This window comes from Peptoniphilus gorbachii (assembly GCF_016908115.1).
Taxonomy (GTDB): domain Bacteria; phylum Bacillota; class Clostridia; order Tissierellales; family Peptoniphilaceae; genus Peptoniphilus_A; species Peptoniphilus_A gorbachii.
In genome coordinates this window covers 217,864-237,555 of the sequence record NZ_JAFBDH010000003.1, presented here as the reverse complement: position 1 = coordinate 237,555, position 19,692 = coordinate 217,864, and the positions used below count along the sequence as shown (strand labels likewise).

Here is a 19,692-nt window from a genome sequence, read left to right as displayed (position 1 = left end):
TTCGTCCTGAGCCAGGATCAAACTCTCAATTAAAAATTTGTATGACTCATTAGTTTTCTCAAAACTAAACGAATATCTGGTTTGCTTTGTGATTCTTTTACGAATCTGTGATTCATTACGAATCTTTTTATCTTCACACTATTTAATTATCATGTTTCTTGCTACTTTTTTAAGTAGCTTATTTATTATAACTTCTTAAAAAATCTTTGTCAAGTAAATTTTACATTTTTTTATTTTAATTTACTGACTTTTTAAGAAGTGTTGCCTCACGAGACAACTTGTATAGTATACAATGCTTTTTAATTCATGTCAATACTTATTTCAAATTTTTTATAAATTTTTCCAACTCTTTGTTTGGATTGATTGCAAGGGCTTTTTCTAGGTATTCTATTCCCTTTTCTTTCATATTTTTGTTTAGATAAATGATACCTAAATTATAATTTAGTGGATAGGAATTCTCTATTTCAGATAAACCCATTTTTAATACTTCTATGGCATCATCAAATTTGTTTTTTCCTGCATAAAGTGTTGACAGTAAATTTACATTTTCTTCTAATACTTTTTTGTCAACTGATTCTTTTGCAAATTCTTCTGCACTTTCTAAATCTCCCAAGTTGTAATAGGTTATGGCTACTACATAATAATATTTTTCATCTTTATTAAAGTTTTCAGATATGCCTTTTAATAGGTTTAATGCCTTGTTATATTCTCCGTAGGATAGATAAGTCTTTGCTGAGTCAAAATTTACGCTATCTTTTATTATTTCCATTTCTTTTCGCACTTCGTCTTTTAATTCTTCACTATCAGATAAGTTTATGAATTTTTCAAAGTACATATTTGCCTTAATATATTTTTCTAGGGACAAGTTGATGTAGGCAAGTCTATAGTAAGAAAGGCTGTATCTTTCATCTAGGTTTAAGACTTCATTGTATTTTTTTATAATTATGTTTAATAGTTTTTCAGCTTTTTCATAATTATTTTCTATTTCTATTTTGTTGTAGAGAGACTCCAATATATTTGCCTCTTTAAAAATAATATCAGCATCTTGATTACTTATTTCTTCATATCCCTTTAAATATATATAGGAATCCAAGGGATCTTTTTCTTGATTTATAAAGGCTTTGTGCATGGCATAATTTTTCATATCTATTTTTAAAGCTTTTAAAACTTTTTTATATTCCTCTGCGTATTTAAACTTTGAGTCTATGCCCAAAAGATAAATCATTGCATCTACAATTTTTTCTAAATTTATCTCTTCTTCTAATTCTTTTTCTTTAATTCCTTCTATGATATAGTCTAATTTTATGGGCAAAGAGAAACCAACGGGAAGTTTAATATCTTCCAGTTGGTATTCTTCTTTAAGCTCTATAAAAACTATATTTTTTAATTTTTTATTTATTTCTTCTTTAAAAAGATTTTCCATTAAATCTCCTCTTTTTCTACTTGTCTTCTGACATTATTATAAATAATAACAGATAAAATATAGTTTTTCAATTTTATCTCATCATAACTAGCATGGAATTTAGACCGTAAGCCTTGCCTTCTCTTCTTGCTGAATGAAGATTTAAATTCACATAGGTTGACTGAGAGGATTTATCTATGTTTTTCTCTTCTATTCCTGCATCTAATAAGATTTCTTTATTTACATCAACCATAGATAGATGCCAAGTGCCACCGATTTTTTTAAAAAATTTATCTCTGTTATTAAAATCTTTAAATTCCTCATAGACTTCTTCGCCAACTTCATAATTTTCTATATCTATACTTGGTCCAATATAGGCGATTATATCTTTAGGATCTGATTTAAATTCTCTTTTCATTTTTTCTAGGGCTTTTTCTGGAATTTTTTTATTTGCTCCTCTCCAACCTGAATGAATTATTGAAAGAACTTCTCTTTTTTTGTCATAAAGAACAAGAGGAGTGCAATCGGCAAATTTTATGAGAAGAGCAAGGTTTTTCTTGTCAGTAATTAGTCCGTCAGTGTCCTTAAAGTTTCTGCCGTAAATAAATTTATCTCCATTTTTTCCATGACAGTAGGCAATTTTATCTGTGTGAGTTTGTTTACAGGAATAAATTTCATGTGGATTTATTTTAAGTCTTTTTATTATATCATCTACATAGTCCTTAACTTTTTCTCCCTCTTTTGCATAGGAAAGAGAATATTCTATTCCACTTATAAGGTTTATTATTCCATTATTTTCTAAAAAATCGGATTTCATTTTATTTCTCTAGGTCAATATCTAATAATATTGGTGCATGGTCTTGTCTTTCTCCAGAGTCCACCATTTTTGAATCCTTGACAAAATCTTTTATTCTGTCACTGACTAAAAAGTAGTCAATTCTCCAGCCTGAATTATTTATCTTTGATGTCTTGACTCTTTGCGCCCACCAAGTGTAGGCTCCTTCAATATTGCCATTTATATGTCTAAAGCTGTCGATGAAACCTCTATTTAGTAAATTTGTAAAGCCTTCTCTTTCTTCATCAGTAAAACCTGCTGACATGTGATTGTTTTCTGGGTGAGCAAGATCAATTTCCTTGTGAGCCACATTAAAGTCTCCAGTGGCTATGACAGGTTTTTTCTTGTCAAGTTCTTCCAAGTAGTCTGCATACTTTTCGTCCCAAATTTGTCTTAGGGGAAGTCTTTTTAATTCGCCACCAGCATTTGGTGTGTAAACTTGAGTGAAGAAAAAATCTTCAAATTCAAGAGTTAAAATCCTTCCTTCAAAGTCCATGGTGTCTGGAGCTCCAATTTTTGGAAAAGTCACAAGAGGCATAAGACCCTTCTTATATAAAGTCATGTTTCCTGCATAGCCCTTGCGAGCTGGTTCTTCTGATGAAACCCAAACATATTCATAGTCGCCAAATTCTTCTGCCAAGATTTCCTTGTGCTTCTTGCTAGGTCCATTGTGAGGTAGCTTAGTCTCTTGGATTGCAATTATATCGGGATTTTCATTTTTTATTGTTTCAAGTACAGCTCTTGACATTAGTGCCCTATTGGAGTCGCTAGTTAAGGCTGCATTTAAAGAATCTATATTCCAGGATATTATTTTCATTTTTCCTCCTATTTTTTTATAAATATATTTTTATATCTTTACCTTAAATCCTATCAAATAGAAAAATTTCTATCAATTAAATTTTAAATTTATTTTATTTTTATTGCTAGGAAAAATTTTTCCATAAAAAAAGACCTGAACTAGTCAGGTCTTTTCATCAATAAATTTTTATTTTTAAAGTTCGCCCATGTAGGCTCTCTTTCTTCTAGTTGAACCAACTAAAATCCTATAGAGGTTGCCCCTAAAGATTGCATAGACAGCAGTGATTATGCTGGCTATTAAAACTTTTATATTGTAAGGGTCTATTGGATTCAAATAAGATAATCCCGTCATTATGTTTTCTCCAAGAGGAAGGTCTACAATTGAATTTGATGAAATCATAAAGGTAAAATCAAATCCTAAGAGATGAAGTATGCCTAGATAAATCAAAAATGGTAGGGTCCAAAGGAGAAAATTTTCCTTCATAAAGCTAAGAGAATGAGTGTAAGCTGATGTGTAATACTCTCCCCTTATATAAATTGATTCAGCAATTGGATTAAGGGCAAGAGCGATTACTGCTCCCACAAGAGTTGTTGTCCCCATGACTCCACCTAGGGCTGGCATCAAAAAGGAAATTATCATGAGGATAAAAAACACTGAATAAATTGATGCAAAGTATTCCATAAAAGTTTTTGAAAAATTCCTAAAGCTAATTCTGTTGTAGTAGATAAGATCACTTAAAACAGAAAAGTAGCTTGAAAGAATTAGAGAGGTCAAAAGTGGAGTTACAAATCCCATTAAACCACCAAGAAACATTCCAAGGAAGTTTCCAATAAGGAAAAATCCCAAAGTGTAAATTATTCCATATATAAAAGGAAAAATTAAAAATTGTGGCGCCTTCTTTATTTTTAAAAGGGTGTCCTGTCCTGCCTTTTTATAAACTAATTGTAAGTCTTCAAAAAAATTCATATCATCACATCTTTTCTGGTGCTTTAATTCCAAGTAAGTCAAGCCCACTTGCTATAACATTTTTAACTGCGTAGCAAAGCATAAGTCTTGTATTTTTTAATTTTTCATCATCAACTAAAATTTGTGTTTGATTGTAGAATTTGTTGAAGTTCTTTGCAAGTTCAACTGTATATCTTGTTATAAAGTATGGCTCGCACTTTTCACAAGCATCAATAACAACATCGGTGAAGTTGTAAAGACTTCTTATAATATTAATTTCGCTTTCTTCTGTAAGAAGGCTTGGGTCAATTTCATTATTTATGTCAAAGTCGCCCTTCTTTAATAGGGAGCAAATTCTTGCGTGAACATATTGAACATAAGGTCCAGTTTCTCCTTCAAAGGAAAGAGTTTTGTCCCAATTAAAAGTGTAGTCCTTGATTCTTCCGTTGAATAATTCTTGGAATTTTATGGCGCCAATGCCAACTGCCTGTGCAAGTTCTTCTTTATTTTCAATTTTTTGACCTTGTTCTTTTTCTCTATCGTCAAGAATTTCGCGCACCTTATCAATTGCCTTATTTAGAACATCTTCAAGATAGACAACTTTACCCCTTCTTGTGGAAAGTGTGCCGTCTTCAAGAGAAACCATGCCGAAAGCAACATGATTAATCTTGTCCCAAAAGTCTTCTCCCATTTCCTTTAAAACAGCACGAAGTTGTTTAAAGTGGAGAGATTGCTGTGTTGCAACAACATAAATAATTTGGTCAGGATTGTAATTTTCTTCCCTATATTTTGCTGCAGCTATATCTCTTGTCAAATAAATTGAAGTACCATCAGATTTTACAACAATTGCTGGTGGAAGATCATACTTATCAAGATTTATAATTTCTGCACCTTCTGATTTTTCCAACAAGTTTTTATCTCTAATTTCCTTTATTATTCCAGGTAACATATCAGAGTAGAAGGATTCTCCGTTATAGGAGTCAAAGTGAATGTCAAGCATGTCGTAAACTCTGTTAAATTCCTTTAGAGAAACTTCTCTAAACCACTTCCAAATTTTTACAGCTTCTTCATTTCCATTTTCAAGTTCCTTAAACCAATAGCGACATTCTTCTTTTACTTCTGCATTTTCTTCTGCAACTTCATTTACCTTTACATAAAGTTTTAAAAGTTCAGGGATTGGGTCATTTTCAATTTCTTCTTTGTTGCCCCAAGTCTTGTAGGCGTAAATTAACATTCCAAATTGAGTTCCGTAATCTCCCAAATGATTTACTGCCACTGTCTTATAGCCCAAGAAATTAAAAATTCTTTTTAGGGAATCTCCAATAACAGTTGACCTAATGTGACCAATGTGGAAAGGCTTAGCAATATTTGTAGAAGAATAATCTAGGACAATATTTTTTCCCTTGCCTATTTCTGACTTGCCAAAATCTTCTTTTTTGTTTACAGTTTCCTTTAAAATTTCTTCTGTCAAAAGACTTTTGTTGATGTAAAAGTTTAAGTAGGCATTTTTATTTTCAACTTTTTCAAAATATTTTGACTTAATTTCTCCTGCAAGTTCTTCTGCAATCATGGCAGGATTTTTTCTGTAGATTTTTGCCAAGCTAAAAACTGGGAAGGCAAAGTCGCCAAGTTCATAATTTGGTGGCACTTCTACCATTTTATCAATTTCTTCTGCCTTTAAACTTTCGATTTTCTCATCAAGTATTTTTATTATTTCTTCTCTAAAATTTATCATCTTGACTCCTTACTTTAAGGTTACGACAGTAACTCCGTCGCCACCTTGATTGTACTCTGCATCTTTATAAGATTTTACTATTTTAATATTTCTAAAATGTTCTCTAAGTTTTTGTCTAAGGACACCTGTGCCCTTTCCATGAATTATTCTAACTGATTTTAGTCCAGAAAGATAGGCATCATCTAAATATTTATCAACAATATCTCTGGCATCTTCAAAATTTTTCCCTCTAATGTCAATTTCACTCTTAACATTAGTTGCCTTATTTTTCAAAATATTTCTAGTGTTGTGCTTAGTTGTGTCCTCTTGCACATCAATTCTAGTTAAGCTTTCCTTTGGCATTTTCATTTTCATAATGCCCGACTGAACAAGAACATTGCCCTTATTATCAGGCAGTTCAACAACTGTGGCAATATTACCAAGAGAGGTCCTAACCTTGTCGCCAACTTTTATTTCTCTAATTGGGTTGGAAGCTTTTTTGATTTCAAGTTCAGAATTATTTCTTGAATTTTTTATACTTTGACGCAAGAGATCCTGTGCCTCTTGTATTCTCTTTGAATTTTCAGAGCTAATATTATCTCTAACTTCATTTATTTCAGATAAAATTATATCAACATTTTCTCTTGTATTTAACAAAAGTCTTTTTGCCTCATCACGAGATTTTTCTAGGATTTTTTCTTTCTGGTCTTCTATATTTTTTATCTTAGCTTGAAGCCTTTTATTTTCCTTTTCTAAATCAATTTTTTCTCTCTCAAGTTCTTCCTTATATTCTCTTATTTTAGTTCTGTCTCTATCAATGGACTTTAATACATCTTCAAATTCTATATTTTCTGAAGACAAAAGTTTTTTTGACTCATCAATAATTTCATCTGGAAGACCTAAGCGTCTTGAAATTTCAAAGGCATTGGATTTTCCTGGAACTCCAATTAGAAGTCTATAAGTTGGAGAAAGAGTGTCAACATCAAATTCCATACTTGCATTGGCAACTTTATCTGTTGTTAGGGCATAAACCTTCAATTGATTGTAGTGAGTTGTGGAAATACATCTAATGTTTTTTTCTAACATAAATTCCATTATTGCCCTTGCCAGTGCGGCCCCTTCTGTTGGATCAGTACCTGCACCAAGTTCATCAAAAAGAACTAGAGAATTTTTTGTAACATTTTTTAAAATGTAGACAATATTTACCATGTGGGATGAAAAAGTTGAAAGAGACTGCTCAATTGATTGCTCATCGCCTATGTCTGCAAAAACTTTTTCGAAAACTGCAATTTCTGAAGATTCTTCTGCTGGAATAAGTAGTCCATATTGGGTCATAAGGCATAATAGTCCAACAGTTTTTAAACTTACAGTCTTACCACCAGTGTTTGGTCCAGTGATAATTAGTGAAGTAAAGTCTATTCCAAGATTTATGTCAATGGGAACTGCAATTTTTCTATCTAAAAATGGATGGTAGCAATTTTTCAAATTAATCCTTCCCTCATTATTTAGCTTTGGCATATTTGCGCCATAATTTATGGCAAGTTTTGCCTTGGCAAAAATAAAATCCAGCTCAATTAATTTTTCTTGATTTGACTTAATATCTTCAGCAGATTCTGCAACCAATTCTGAAAGTTCTCTAAGTATTTTTTCGATTTCGTTATTTTCTTTTAAGTACAGTTCTTTAAGTTCATTATTTGCATCAACCACTGCCATGGGTTCAATGTAGGCAGTTTGACCAGATCCAGAGATGTCGTGAACAAGGCCCCTAACCTTGGACTTGTTTTCTATTTTTACTGGCACAACATATCTGCCATCACGAAGTGTAACTAGGGCATCTTGCAAAAAGTCTGCATGAGAAGATAAAATTCCATTTAATTTATTTTTTATGGAATCTTTTTTTGCTGCAATTCCCCTTCTTATTCTTAAAAGTTCGCGAGATGCGTCGTCAGCAATTTCTTCTTCAGAAATAATTTTTGAATTAATTTCATCTTCAAGACTTTTATCTGTGTAAAGATTCTCAATTAACTTGTCAATGTAATTTAATTTTATTTCCTCATCGCTACTTGAATCCTTTTTTAAATAAGTTTTTAGACCTCTAGAAACTCTCAAAAAGTCAGAAACTTTTAAAAGGGATCCAGCAGAAAGTCCACCACCAATTTCAACTCTTTTTATAATATTTTTTATGTCAACTATTCCAAAAAGTTGTGGTTCTCCCTTTGCCAAAACTAATTTTAGGGCCTCGTTAGTTTCGTTTAATCTCTCTTTAATCTCCTGAAAATCTGTGGAAATATTAAGGCCTTCAATATATTCATTTGTAATACTTGCACTGGCAAGATTTTTAAGTTCAGCTAAAACTTTGTCAAACTCCAAAGTTTTTGCTGCTCTCTTAAAAGAATTATCCACTGACAATCCCCCTATTTATATGTCCCTTAGTTACCTGTTGATACTTGTCTTCTAATTTCTTCTTTATATTTTTAAAGTCCTCTTCCTTGTAATTTTTATATAATTTTATAATTTCATCTGTAAATTCATCTGCCAAGATGAGAAGATTTACCTTGTTATCCAAAAGCCTATTTACATATCCGTCAAGTAAAATTGGATAAGAATTAAAAATTTCCGTAAAAGTATTTTGCCTTAGAACTTCAAAATCTACATTTTTCTCATCTCTTAATAGATAATTCTTGTATCTGCATGTCGAACAAGTTTTCTCATCTTTACAATTTTTTATAATAGAGAAAGGACAATGCTTCATTGTCATAACTGGCAGTCTTCCATAGGAAATTAAATTCAATTCGGTATCATTTTTATTTGCGATTTTTTGAATTTGACTGCTATTTAATTCTGGCGAAAGTGTTATTGACTTTAAGCCCAAGTCTCTAAAAAAGTCTGATGTAAGTCTATTAAAGACATTTAGACCAATGTCGCCATTTATTTCAAGACCACCATCCTTAAAAATATAATATTCTGAAAGATTATTTATCCAAATTCCTCTCACATTTTGATTTTTTAAAATATATTCTCTTAAATTTTCTAGTTCCTTATAGGAATAAAACTTGTCAAGATAAATTGAAACTTCTCTATTTTTAAATTTTTTATTAAATTTCTCTAAATCCTTGGCACGAATTATGATTTCATCAATGTCTTTTAAAGAAGAATTTTCCAAGTCCTTAAATTTATTGAAGAAAACTTTAATTTTACTTTTTTTATCTTTATTTTGCTTCTCAAAATTTTTATTTTCTAGTTTGTTTTCTATTTCAAGTCTATCAATTGAACCGTCTAAAATTTTATCTTCTAAAATTTTTGTGGCTTCTCTTCTAAGTTCGTTAATTGCAGAAATTGGGAGAAAGGCATTGTCGTCTAAATCAAGGTCAATATTTTTTACACGGAAAATACTGTCGCCCGTCTTAGAAATATTTTCAATGACTCTATCTCTATCTAATCCAGATTTTTTTGCCACTTCAACCACTCTATCAAGTTCAAAATTTGTAGATAAGTCCCCAGATTTTACCTTAATAAGAGGTCTTTCGCCAATTTTTATCTTTAAATCTATATCTAATTCTCTTTTGTAGTCAAAATTTTCAATTTTTTCATCAACTTTTTCATAAAGTTTTTTTGAAAAAGTTCTATTTATTTTAGAATTTAAAATTGGAGCCTTAAATAAATTTATCTCATGAGGAATATTTGCCTCATAGAAAGAATTTGACCTCATGCCAAATCTTCCACTATTAGAAATAAATTCAAGCCCATCGCCCTCAAATACATCTTCATCAAAAATAACTTTTGCGTAATTTTTTCTGGCATCAATTACTTTTCCAACTTCAACGCCTCTGTTGTCAGGTCTATCAGATGAGATGAAGTCATTTCCAAAGTCTCCATTAAAAAGCCCCTTGGTAAAGCCTCTGTTAAAAACTTGCTCTGTATCATTTTTATCCTCTAAAGTTAGTTTGCCTTCCAAGGATTTTTTATAGGATGACACAACTGTGTAGACATATTCCGGGTTTTTCATTCTCCCCTCAATTTTTAAGGAATAGCCACCAGAATTTATTATTTTGGCAACATCATCTAGGGTGTTTAAGTCTTTAGGAGAAATGTAATAAAGTCTCTTTCCAATTTTATTTTTATCAAAATCTAAAATTTCATAGGACTTTCTGCAAGCTTGAGCACATTCGCCACGATTGCCGGATTTCCCACCAATCATAGAAGACATGAGACACTCTCCAGAATATGAAACGCAAAGGGCTCCGTGAATAAAAGTTTCCACATCTATGTCGAGTTCTTTAATTTTTTCCAACTCAAAAAGTGGAGTTTCACGAGCAAGTACAACTCTAGAAAAACCCATTTCCTTTAAAAATTTTGCACCGTAAAAATTATTTACTGCCATTTGAGTTGATGCATGAACTTCAAAATCTGGGAAATTCTTTCTGATTTCTCTTGCAATGCCAAGATCTTGTAAAATAAGAGCATCAACACCTATGTCATAAAGCATCTTCACACTTTCCATGGCTCTTTTTATTTCAAAATCAGCAATTAAAATATTAAAAGTAACATAAATTTTTACATCCCTAAGATGGGCATAATTAATTGCCTCTCTTAATTCTTCTTTGTTAAAATTTTTTGCCTTTGCCCTTGCAGAAAATTCGTCATAGCCCAAATAAACAGCATTAGCACCTGCCGATACAGCAGCCTTTAGGGCAGCCATATCACCAGCAGGTGCTAGGAGTTCATATTTACTTTTCTTCATAAAGATTTTCCAGTTCTCTTGTCAAATCAATTATTCTTCTCGATGCGGCGTTGTTTTTTTCTTCTAGTGTGGAAATATTTCCTTCAAGTTTTTGAATTTCTTCTTTTAAATCAGTGATTTCTTTATTTTTATCAAGAAGATCCCTATTTACTTTCCTATTTCTGTCCTCTACATCAAGAGTTTTTTGTTGAAGCTCCCTGTAATTTGTGTTTACTTTCTTATTTTCCTCTTCAAAAATTGAAAGTTGTTTCTTTAAATCTTTTATTTCTTCCATTTTTTCAATGATTTCTTTCTTATCGCCACTGGCATTAACTAAGTCATTTTTGTCAGACTTCATCTTTTCAAAATCATCTAAAACATTTAGGGCACAGAGCACAAGAGTCTGAACCTGATTTAATTTGTAATTACTTTTTGCAGTGTCCTTGATTCTCTTATCAAGATTTTTTGCAAGGTCCTTAATATACTTTTCGTCATCATCACCGCATACTAAAAACTTCATTCCATCGATAATGACTTCGATTCTCTTAATATCGGACATAATAGCCTCCTTAGGATCTTAATTTAGCTTTAATTTCACTTTCAATCTCAGCAACTATTTTTTCACAAATTTCTGTAACTTCAGCATCTTCAAGAGTTCTATCGCCTGCTCTAAATACAAGTGAGAAAGCTACAGATTTCTTTCCTTCTTCAATATTTTCGCCTTCATAAATATCAAATACCTTAAAGGATTCTAAAAGGTCCTTGCCATATTTTTTAGATATTTTTTCAAGTTCAACTGAATCCACATCTCTATCCATTACAAAGGCAAAGTCCCTCTTCATAGTTGGGAATTTTGGAAGATCTTTGTAAGTGTAATTGCCAATAGTGTTTTCAACAATTTTGTCAAAGTCAAGTTCTGCCACATAGGCTTTTTTCTTTAAGCCATAATTTTCTAGTACCTTTGGATGAACTTCCCCAAATACACCAAGACTTTCTCCCTTTAAAATAAATTCAGCAGATCTACCTGGGTGCAAGAAGCTAACTTCTTTTCTTCTAACTTCAAGGTCATTAATTCCAAGATACCACAAGATTTTTTCAATGGATTCCTTTAGATAATAAAAATCTCCTAAATCATAAAATCCCATTGTTAGTTTTAATTTTTCTGAAGGAAGTTCCCCTTCATTTGGGAAGAAGGTATTTCCAATTTCAAATCCGCCTACATTTTCGTTTCCTCTAACATAGTTTTTGGCAAGGGCATCAATCATTGAAGGCACAATAGTTGTCCTCATTATTGAATAATCTTCTCCCAGTGGATTTAAAATTTTTATAATATTTTTTTCATCTTCTTCATAAGATGATTTTTCATAAGAAGATGGACTTACAAAGGAATAAGTCATAAATTCAGAATAACCAAGACCAATCAAAAGATTTTTTATTCTGTCTTCAACATTTCTAAATCTTGGCTTTCTTCCTACAGTTAAGGTTCCCCTTAATTTCTTAGGTTCTATATGGTCGTAGCCATAAATTCTTGCAACTTCTTCTATTAAATCTTCTTCAATGCCAAGGTCAAGTCTCTCGCTTGGGATTTTTGCAAGTAGATAGTCTTCTTTGACATCAGTTTTAATTTCAAGTCTATTTAAAATATTGGCAACTTCATCTATTGTAAATTCAACGCCAATTAAATCATTTACTTTTTCTAGTCTTAATTTTATTTCCTTTGGTGCCTTGTCAAAATCTCCAACATCTTTACTTCCGCCGACAACTTCAGCAATGCCAAGCATTTCTGCAAGTTGGCAAACTCTATCCACAGCAGTTTTTGCAAGATTTGGGTCTATTCCCTTTTCAAATCTTGAGGAAGCTTCACTTCTAAGGTTAAGTCTTCTTGAAGTTTTTCTTATGTTTTCCTTGTTGAAGTTTGCACCTTCTAAAAGTACATTTACAGTTTTTTCTGTAATTTCAGAATCAAGTCCGCCCATTATTCCTGCAAGACCAATGATGTCACTTCCATCAGTGATTAAAATATCATCACTTGTAAGTTTTCTAGTTTCGCCATCAAGTGTTACAGTTTCTTCGCCATCTTTTGCCATTCTAACTACAATTTTCTTGTTTGTTAGGCTGTCTAAATCAAAGGCATGAAGGGGCTCGCCGTATTCAAGCATTACAAAGTTTGTTAAATCAACTATATTTGAAATAGGTCTTACTCCCGCTTGCATAAGATAAGCTTGTAGCCAAAGTGGAGATGGTCCAATCTTTATATTTTTAAGAATTTTTGAATAATATCTCTTGCAGTTTTCTGTTTCGATAACTATGTCATCAAAGTAATCAGAAAAATCATCTACTTCATTTTCTATTTTAATATCATTGTGCTTAGTTTTTAAATCAAAGGATGCAGCAGTTTCTACAGCCATGCCCATGATACTAAGACAGTCTGGTCTATTTGGTGTGATTTCAAGTTCCAAAATGTCGCTATCCATGAAGAGAGTTTCCAAAGCAGATTTTCCAATTTCAGTACCTTCTGGGAAGATAAAAATTCCATTTCTCGCTTCCTTAGGAATTACAGAATTTTCAAATCCAAGTTCTTCAAGAGAACAAAGCATACCATTGGATTCAACTCCACGAAGTTTTCCCTTTTTGATTTTTACTCCACCAGCAACAGTTGAACCGTGAAGAGCAACGGGAACTATAGCGCCTTCAAAAACATTTTTAGCACCAGTTACAATTTGTAAAACTTCATCTCCCACATTTACAGAGCAAATAACAAGCTTATCTGCATCAGGATGCTTTTCAATTTTTTCAATTTTTCCTACTACAATTTTATCTAAACCATCTGATGGAATAATAACAGATTCAACATGAGAACCTGAATTAGAAAGTCCATCTGCAAGTTTTTTTACATCAAAATCGAAATCAACATAATCTTTAAGCCATTTAATCGGTAATAACATCTCTATCTCCTTAAAATTGTTCCAAGAACTTCTTGTTGTTTTCAAACATCATTCTTATATCAGTGATTTTATATCTAACCATTGCAATTCTGTCGATACCCATACCAAAGGCAAAGCCAGAATATTTTTCAGGGTCGATTCCACAGTTTCTAAGAACATTAGGATGAACCATTCCACATCCCAAAAGTTCCATTGACCAGCCAGTGTATGAACAAGCAGGGCAGCCCTTGCCGCCACAAGATGGGCAAGTAGTATCTACTTCAAGACTTGGCTCAGTAAATGGGAAATAGTGAGGTCTAAATCTTGTTTTCATATCTTCGCCAAAGAAGGACTTAACAAAATAGTTTAAAGTATCAATTAAATTTGCCACAGAAATTTTTTCATCAACAACAAGACCTTCAAGTTGGTGGAACATTGGTGAGTGAGTAGCATCAACTTCATCAGATCTGAAAACTCTGCCAGAACATATCATGCGAATTGGAGCGCCATGTTCCTTCATTGCTCTAATTTGAACAGGAGACGTTTGTGATCTAAGAATTGTATTTTTGTCAAAATAAAAAGTATCAGACATATCTCTTGAAGGGTGATCCTTTGGAGCATTTAAAAGATCAAAATTATTTTCCACAGTTTCGATTTCTGGACCATCATAAACAGTAAAGCCCATGTGTGTAAATAAATCTTCAAGATCCTCAAGAGTTTTCTTTAGAGGATGTCTATGTCCCAAGATTAGATCGTCAGTCTTTAAAGTGACATCAATTCTTTCCTCGTGAAGTTTCTTTTCCAAAATCTTATTATTGATTTCATTTTTCTTTTCTTCAATTGAATTTTCAATAGCTTCACGAACTTCGTTGGCAAGAGCGCCCATAACAGGTCTTTCTTCGTTAGAAAGATCCTTCATACCCTTTAGGATTTGAGTAAGTTCGCCCTTTTTGCCTAAGTATTTAACCTTTAATTCATCTATTTCTTTAATTGTATTAACTTCATTTAAAAGTTTCATGGATTCATCTTTGATTCCAAGTAATTTTTCTTTCATGTTGACCTCCAATTCATAATATATAATTATATCATAGTTATAAAAATTTTTTAATAAATTCAAATAAATTCCCATTTTATCAAGGGGTAGAGTTAAAAAATAAAATTTTCAAAAAAAGTTCAAGAAAGCTTTATTGAATTAAATAGGATTTGTTTTATAATTTAAGTATAATTTATAGTAATAAATCGAAGTCAAGGGAGTTTATTATGAAAGTTGGCATGAGAAAACCAAGCATTAAAAAATCTTTTAAAGCAAGAACAACTTCACAATATAAGAGAGCAATTAAGAGATCAGTAAATCCATTTTACGGCAAAAGAGGCATGGGCTTTATAAGAAATCCAAAAAAATCAATTTATAATAAAATTTATCACAAGACTACCTTTGGACTTAAAGACTTAATTTATTTGCCTAAGAAAAGCAGTCATAAAAATTATGTAAAAAATAATTCAGATGAAAATGATTATGGATTAAATTGGAAGGAGCTTGTAACTAACGAGAAAAAAGAATACTTAAAATTATATAAGGATTCCATTATGAAAATGTCTGATGAATTTTTTAATGGCTATAAAATATCTCTCGATAAAATTTCTCATATCGAAATAGATAATAAAGTTATTTATATCTATGATTTAGATGGCAATTTATTTTTCCATGGAAATTTAACTGAAAAAAATCAAAAAAATTGCTACAGACTTTATAAAAAAGTAAACAAAAAAGATTTATACCCTTATAAATCTTACTATGAAGTGACAAATAATTTGCCTGAAGGAAAGTCAAAAAGACCTTTAAAGCTTTTTAAGTTTGTGAATCTACCCTTGTCGATATTTTTAATCTTGCTTTCACAAATAATAAATAGCCCTTTCTTTAGTACAATAAGTCTTATTTTTTTAGTAATAAATATTTATGGTATAAGGATTCACACATCTAGTTTAAAATAGTCATATTTTCTAAAATTTTAGAGTTAATATTAATAAGGAGGAAGATAATATGAAAAAAACAAAGAAATTATTCTTAGTCGCATTTTTGTTATTTGCATTTATTCCCTTTAATTTATTTGCAAGTAGCGAAGTAAAACTTTGGATTAATGGCAGTTATGTAACTACTGATGTCGCTCCGGTAATTGAAAACGGGAGGACTTTAGTTCCTATTAGAGTTATATCTGAGAACTTAGGTCTTGAAGTTGATTGGGATAATGACTTAAAGCAAATCACAGTTTCGCAAGGTGATGATCATTTTATATTTGTAATTGGTCAAAATTTTTATACAAAAGATGAAATCAAACAAGACCTAGATGTTGCACCAAAAATTATAAATGATCGTACTTTTGTTCCTATTAGAGTTATTGCAGAAGCCTTTAATCAAGAAGTTAATTGGGACAATGTAGCTAGAACAGTTGCCATTGGAAGTGGTTACGAAGCTCAACAAGCACCTGCACCAGTTGCTACAGATAAGCAAGACGAAGTTAAAGAAGTTAATACCGTAAACACCTTTGTTACAAACCCACATGGAACTAATAATTACCAAAATTACACACCAGATACGAGCCAAGGCAAAATAAAAGGCAATAGAAAAAGCAAAATTTATCACGTCCCTGGAGGCAGAGATTACAACAAGGTCTCTCAAAAAAATGTGGTTTTCTTTGATACAGAACAAGAAGCGCAAGCTGCTGGCTATAGAAGAGCAAAAAATTAAAATTTAATATTCTAGATTCAAAAAAATCCTTGATTGCTGTAATAAGTAATCAAGGTTTTTTTATGGCATAAAAAAAACTGACTGCAAATGCAATCAGTAATTGGCAGGGGTAGCAGGACTCGAACCCACGACACTTGGTTTTGGAGACCAATGTTCTACCAACTGAACTATACCCCTAGGACAAGTTATATCTTAACAAAGAATTAATAAATTGTAAAGTTCTTTTTATATTTTGTAAATTTTTTCACACAAAAAAATGTGCTAGATAAGCTAACACATCTCTTTATTTTTTAAATTTTCTTCTACTTGGGCGAAAGTTTCTTCTAAAGTCCCAGAGTTGTCGATTATGACATCTGCTTTTTTTCTCTTTTCTTCGACAGAAATTTGAGAATTTATTTTTTCTTCTGCATATTCTCTTGAAATGCCGTCTCTATTCATTAGCCTTTTTATCTGTGTTTCTCTATCTACATAGACAAGCCAAATCTCGTCAAAATCAAGACCATATTTTTTATTTAAATCCTCATTTTCAAAGAGAAGAGGAATATCTATAAAGACAAGACCATCTGCACTTTCACTTTCTTTTTTTATTTTTTTATAAATTTCAGGATGCATAATTGAATTTAGTTTTTGGCGATGGATTTTTCTCGCAAAAATAATTTCTGCCAGTTTTTTTCTGTCAAGCTTGTCATTTTTATAAAGATCCTCGCCAAATTCTCTTTTGATTTTATTTTTTACAGTTTTATAATTTGCCACATCTCTTGCAATTAAATCTGCATCAATAACTTTTATGTCCTTATTTTTTAAATAATTTGAGACCTGAGATTTTCCCGTTGCAATGGAGCCTGTGAGCCCGATTACTTTATTTTGATTCATAGAGATTTTCTCCAGTATTCATATCAACAGAAAGTTTTACATTTAAGTCAACAGAATTTTCCATTAAGTCTTTCATAATTTTTTTAACTTCTTCAACTTCGTCCTCTGCAGCGTCAACTACAAGTTCGTCGTGAATTTGAATTATAAGTTTTGATTTTAACTTTCTTTTTTTAAGTTCACTATAAACTTTTACCATGGCAATTTTTATAATATCTGCTGCTGAACCTTGGATAGGTGTATTTAGGGCAATTCTCTCGCCAAAACTTCTTATGTTGAAGTTCTTTGCACTAAGTTCAGGGATATATCTTCTTCTCTTAAAAATTGTCTCAACATAGCCTTTTTTCTTACCATCTTCAATTTCTTCAGACATATAATTTTTTATGCCAATAAAATGACCTAAATAATTGTCGATGTATTCCTTGGCAGCCTTTCTTGGTATATTTAAATTTTGTGAAAGTCCGTAATCAGAAATTCCATAGACAATTCCAAAATTTACAGCCTTAGCCTCAGACCTTTGAAGGCTTGTAACATCATCATAAGGCACGTGAAAAACTTCTGAGGCAGTTTTTCTGTGAATATCTAAGCCATTTTTAAAGGCATCAAGCATTTCTTTATCCTCTGAAAGAGCAGCCAAAACTCTAAGTTCAATTTGTGAATAGTCGGCATCCACTAAAAGTGAATTTTTTGATGCCAAAAATGCCTTTCTAATTAACCTTCCCTCTTCAGTTTTTATTGGTATATTTTGAAGGTTTGGATCATTAGAGGAAATTCTTCCTGTGGCAGTCACTGTTTGCATAAATCTTGAGTGAATACGCTTAGTTTTTTTATTTATAACAGCTTTTAGCCCGTCAATGTAAGTTGATTTTAATTTAGAAAATTTTCTGTAATCTAAAATATTGTCAATAATTTCGCCCTTGCCGCGAAGTTTTTCTAGGACATCAGCAGAAGTTGAGTAGCCAGTTTTTGTCTTTTTAATAACTGGGAAATCCATTTTTTCAAATAAAATCACGCCTAATTGTTTTGGCGAATTGATGTTAAATTCCTCATCAGCTTCTCTGTAAATTTCTTCTTCCAAATCCTTTAGTTTTAAAGTAATTTTTTCGTCAATTTCATCTAAAACAGCCTCATCAGTGTTTATGCCCACATATTCCATAGAGGCAAGGACTTCGACTAGTGGTAGCTCCATGTCCTTATAAAGAGAAATCATCTCTTCCTTTTCAATTTTTTCACTTTGAACCTCTTCCAATTTGTAAATTGTATTTAGCATAAAGGCAAAATACTTAAATAGGTCTTCTTTATTAAGTTCTTCATAAGTTTTTTTCTTTGCGCCCTTGCCGCAGAGATCTTCCTCATCCATATAGCCATTTTTAAAGTAGTCCATGGAAATTTTATTTATATCGTAGTCGCTTTTTGTGGAATTTAAAATATATTCAGCAATAACTACATCGTGGGAATAATTTTTTATGTCAATGCCAAGATCCATTAAGATTATTATGTCTTCCTTTAGGTCGTAGCCAAGTTTTTCTATATTTTCATCTTCCATAATTTCCTTTAACATATAAGAATCAATATTTTCCCATGAAATGAAATTCACATCTTCACCAGGAACTTTTAGACCAAGATAAATTGGCTTCACGCCTTCATAAATTTTGCCGTCAGAAATAAATTTAAAGGCAAAAGACTTTTCTTTTTTCGCATTTTCTTTAAAATCATCTAGCTTTTTTATTTCCTTAAATTTAAAATTATCTTCAGAAATTTCTTCCACTTCTTCCTTTTGATATTCCTTTGGAAGCCTTGAAAGCATGGAATTAAATTCAAATTCCCTATACATTTTTGAAAGGCTTTCATAATCGTAAGAAGCTTTTTTGAAGTCATCTAAAGATTCTTCTATTGGCACATCCTTTACAATTGTCCCCAATTTTTTACTCATAAAGGCAGACATTTTGCCATCAATTAATTTTTCCTTTAACTTTTTTGCTGTAACACTTTCAATATTATCGTAAAGATTTTCAATGTTTTTATATTCTTTAATTAATTTAAGTCCAGTTTTTTCCCCAATGCCATAAATTCCTGGTATGTTATCAGATTGGTCCCCCATAAGTGCCTTTAAATCAATAAACTCTAGGGGTTCTATTCCATAATCTTTTTTAAGGCTATCAACTGTTATTATATCCATTTCAGTTATGCCCTTGCGAGTTAAAAGGACTTTAGTATTTTCATTTACAAGTTGAAAATAATCCTTGTCGCCGGTTAAGAGGTAATTTTCAAAATTTTTTTCGCTTGCAAGTTTTGAAAGCGTGCCAGCAATGTCGTCTGCTTCATAAACTGGTGATTCCAAAATTTTTATATTCATCAAGTTTAAAATGTCGCGGACAAGAGGCCATTGTTGTTCAAGTTCATTGGGAGTTTTTTGCCTTGTGCCCTTGTAGTCCTTATAAATGTCGGACCTAAAAGTTTTGCCCTTCATGTCAAAGCAAACTGCCACATGGGTTGGGTTTATTTTCTCTATGGCATTTTCCACCATCATGACAAAGCCGTAAATCGCATTTGTGTAAAGACCTCTCTTGGTTTTCAAAAGAGGGAGAGCGTAAAAAGCTCTGAAAAAAAGTGAACTTCCATCTATAATTAAAAATTTATTTTCCATAAAAAACCTCCTTACTACATTATAACAGAGTTTAAAAGAAAAATTTTGCAAATAAAAATCCCCAAGTGAAAGTAAATTCATTTTGGGGAT

14 protein-coding genes and 1 tRNA gene are annotated in these 19,692 nt (G+C 31.6%); 2 read left to right on the top strand and 13 right to left on the bottom strand.

The features are described 5' to 3' along the window. Positions 1–316: 316 nt before the first annotated feature. The 10 genes from JOD41_RS04605 to pheS all read right to left on the bottom strand — a co-directional run bounded on the left by JOD41_RS04605 (position 317) and on the right by pheS (position 14,393). Complete coding sequence (locus tag JOD41_RS04605; RefSeq protein WP_205051775.1) at positions 317–1,423, bottom strand: tetratricopeptide repeat protein; 1,107 nt, start codon at positions 1,421–1,423, stop codon at positions 317–319. Positions 1,424–1,496: 73 nt separating this feature from the next. Beyond that, positions 1,497–2,219, bottom strand: coding sequence for a peptidoglycan editing factor PgeF (pgeF, locus tag JOD41_RS04600; protein ID WP_205051774.1), 723 nt, complete (start codon positions 2,217–2,219; stop codon positions 1,497–1,499). Between the two features lies 1 nt (position 2,220). Beyond that, positions 2,221–3,054 (bottom strand): exodeoxyribonuclease III, encoded by an 834-nt coding sequence (locus JOD41_RS04595; RefSeq protein ID WP_205051773.1) that lies wholly within the window; start codon positions 3,052–3,054, stop codon positions 2,221–2,223. 174 nt (positions 3,055–3,228) lie between these two features. Further along, complete coding sequence (locus JOD41_RS04590; RefSeq protein WP_205051772.1) at positions 3,229–4,002, bottom strand: hypothetical protein; 774 nt, start codon at positions 4,000–4,002, stop codon at positions 3,229–3,231. A gap of 4 nt (positions 4,003–4,006) precedes the next feature. Next, positions 4,007–5,716 (bottom strand): arginine--tRNA ligase, encoded by a 1,710-nt coding sequence (gene argS, locus JOD41_RS04585; RefSeq protein ID WP_205051771.1) that lies wholly within the window; start codon positions 5,714–5,716, stop codon positions 4,007–4,009. Between the two features lie 9 nt (positions 5,717–5,725). Beyond that, positions 5,726–8,098 carry an endonuclease MutS2 gene (locus JOD41_RS04580; RefSeq protein WP_205051770.1) on the bottom strand — a complete coding sequence of 791 codons (2,373 nt, stop codon included), beginning with the start codon at positions 8,096–8,098 and terminating at the stop codon, positions 5,726–5,728. Further along, positions 8,091–10,436 (bottom strand): U32 family peptidase, encoded by a 2,346-nt coding sequence (locus JOD41_RS04575; RefSeq protein WP_205051769.1) that lies wholly within the window; start codon positions 10,434–10,436, stop codon positions 8,091–8,093. Before JOD41_RS04575 ends, JOD41_RS04580 begins: the two co-directional genes overlap by 8 nt. After that, positions 10,423–10,974, bottom strand: coding sequence for a cell division protein ZapA (locus tag JOD41_RS04570; protein ID WP_156702549.1), 552 nt, complete (start codon positions 10,972–10,974; stop codon positions 10,423–10,425). The genes JOD41_RS04575 and JOD41_RS04570 overlap by 14 nt, the downstream gene beginning before the upstream one ends. 10 nt (positions 10,975–10,984) lie before the next feature. Continuing rightward, on the bottom strand, positions 10,985–13,360 hold the full coding sequence (pheT, locus tag JOD41_RS04565; RefSeq protein ID WP_205051768.1) for a phenylalanine--tRNA ligase subunit beta: 2,376 nt from the start codon (positions 13,358–13,360) through the stop codon (positions 10,985–10,987). A 10-nt stretch (positions 13,361–13,370) separates the two neighbouring features. Continuing rightward, complete coding sequence (pheS, locus tag JOD41_RS04560) at positions 13,371–14,393, bottom strand: phenylalanine--tRNA ligase subunit alpha (RefSeq protein WP_205051767.1); 1,023 nt, start codon at positions 14,391–14,393, stop codon at positions 13,371–13,373. A gap of 206 nt (positions 14,394–14,599) precedes the next feature. Here pheS and JOD41_RS04555 point away from each other — a divergent pair, with 206 nt between their 5' ends. Both JOD41_RS04555 and JOD41_RS09185 read left to right on the top strand, forming a co-directional pair. Then, positions 14,600–15,331 carry a hypothetical protein gene (locus tag JOD41_RS04555; protein WP_205051788.1) on the top strand — a complete coding sequence of 244 codons (732 nt, stop codon included), beginning with the start codon at positions 14,600–14,602 and terminating at the stop codon, positions 15,329–15,331. 49 nt (positions 15,332–15,380) lie between these two features. Further along, positions 15,381–16,085 carry a stalk domain-containing protein gene (locus JOD41_RS09185; protein WP_239541008.1) on the top strand — a complete coding sequence of 235 codons (705 nt, stop codon included), beginning with the start codon at positions 15,381–15,383 and terminating at the stop codon, positions 16,083–16,085. 101 nt (positions 16,086–16,186) lie between these two features. On the opposite strand, the gene JOD41_RS04545 is transcribed toward JOD41_RS09185, so the two are convergent. From JOD41_RS04545 to polA, 3 genes are all read right to left on the bottom strand, one after another. Further along, positions 16,187–16,262, bottom strand: a tRNA-Trp gene (locus tag JOD41_RS04545). Between the two features lie 93 nt (positions 16,263–16,355). Next, complete coding sequence (coaE, locus tag JOD41_RS04540) at positions 16,356–16,958, bottom strand: dephospho-CoA kinase (RefSeq protein WP_205051766.1); 603 nt, start codon at positions 16,956–16,958, stop codon at positions 16,356–16,358. Further along, positions 16,945–19,602 carry a DNA polymerase I gene (gene polA / locus JOD41_RS04535; protein WP_205051765.1) on the bottom strand — a complete coding sequence of 886 codons (2,658 nt, stop codon included), beginning with the start codon at positions 19,600–19,602 and terminating at the stop codon, positions 16,945–16,947. The genes coaE and polA overlap by 14 nt, the downstream gene beginning before the upstream one ends. Positions 19,603–19,692 lie beyond the last annotated feature (90 nt).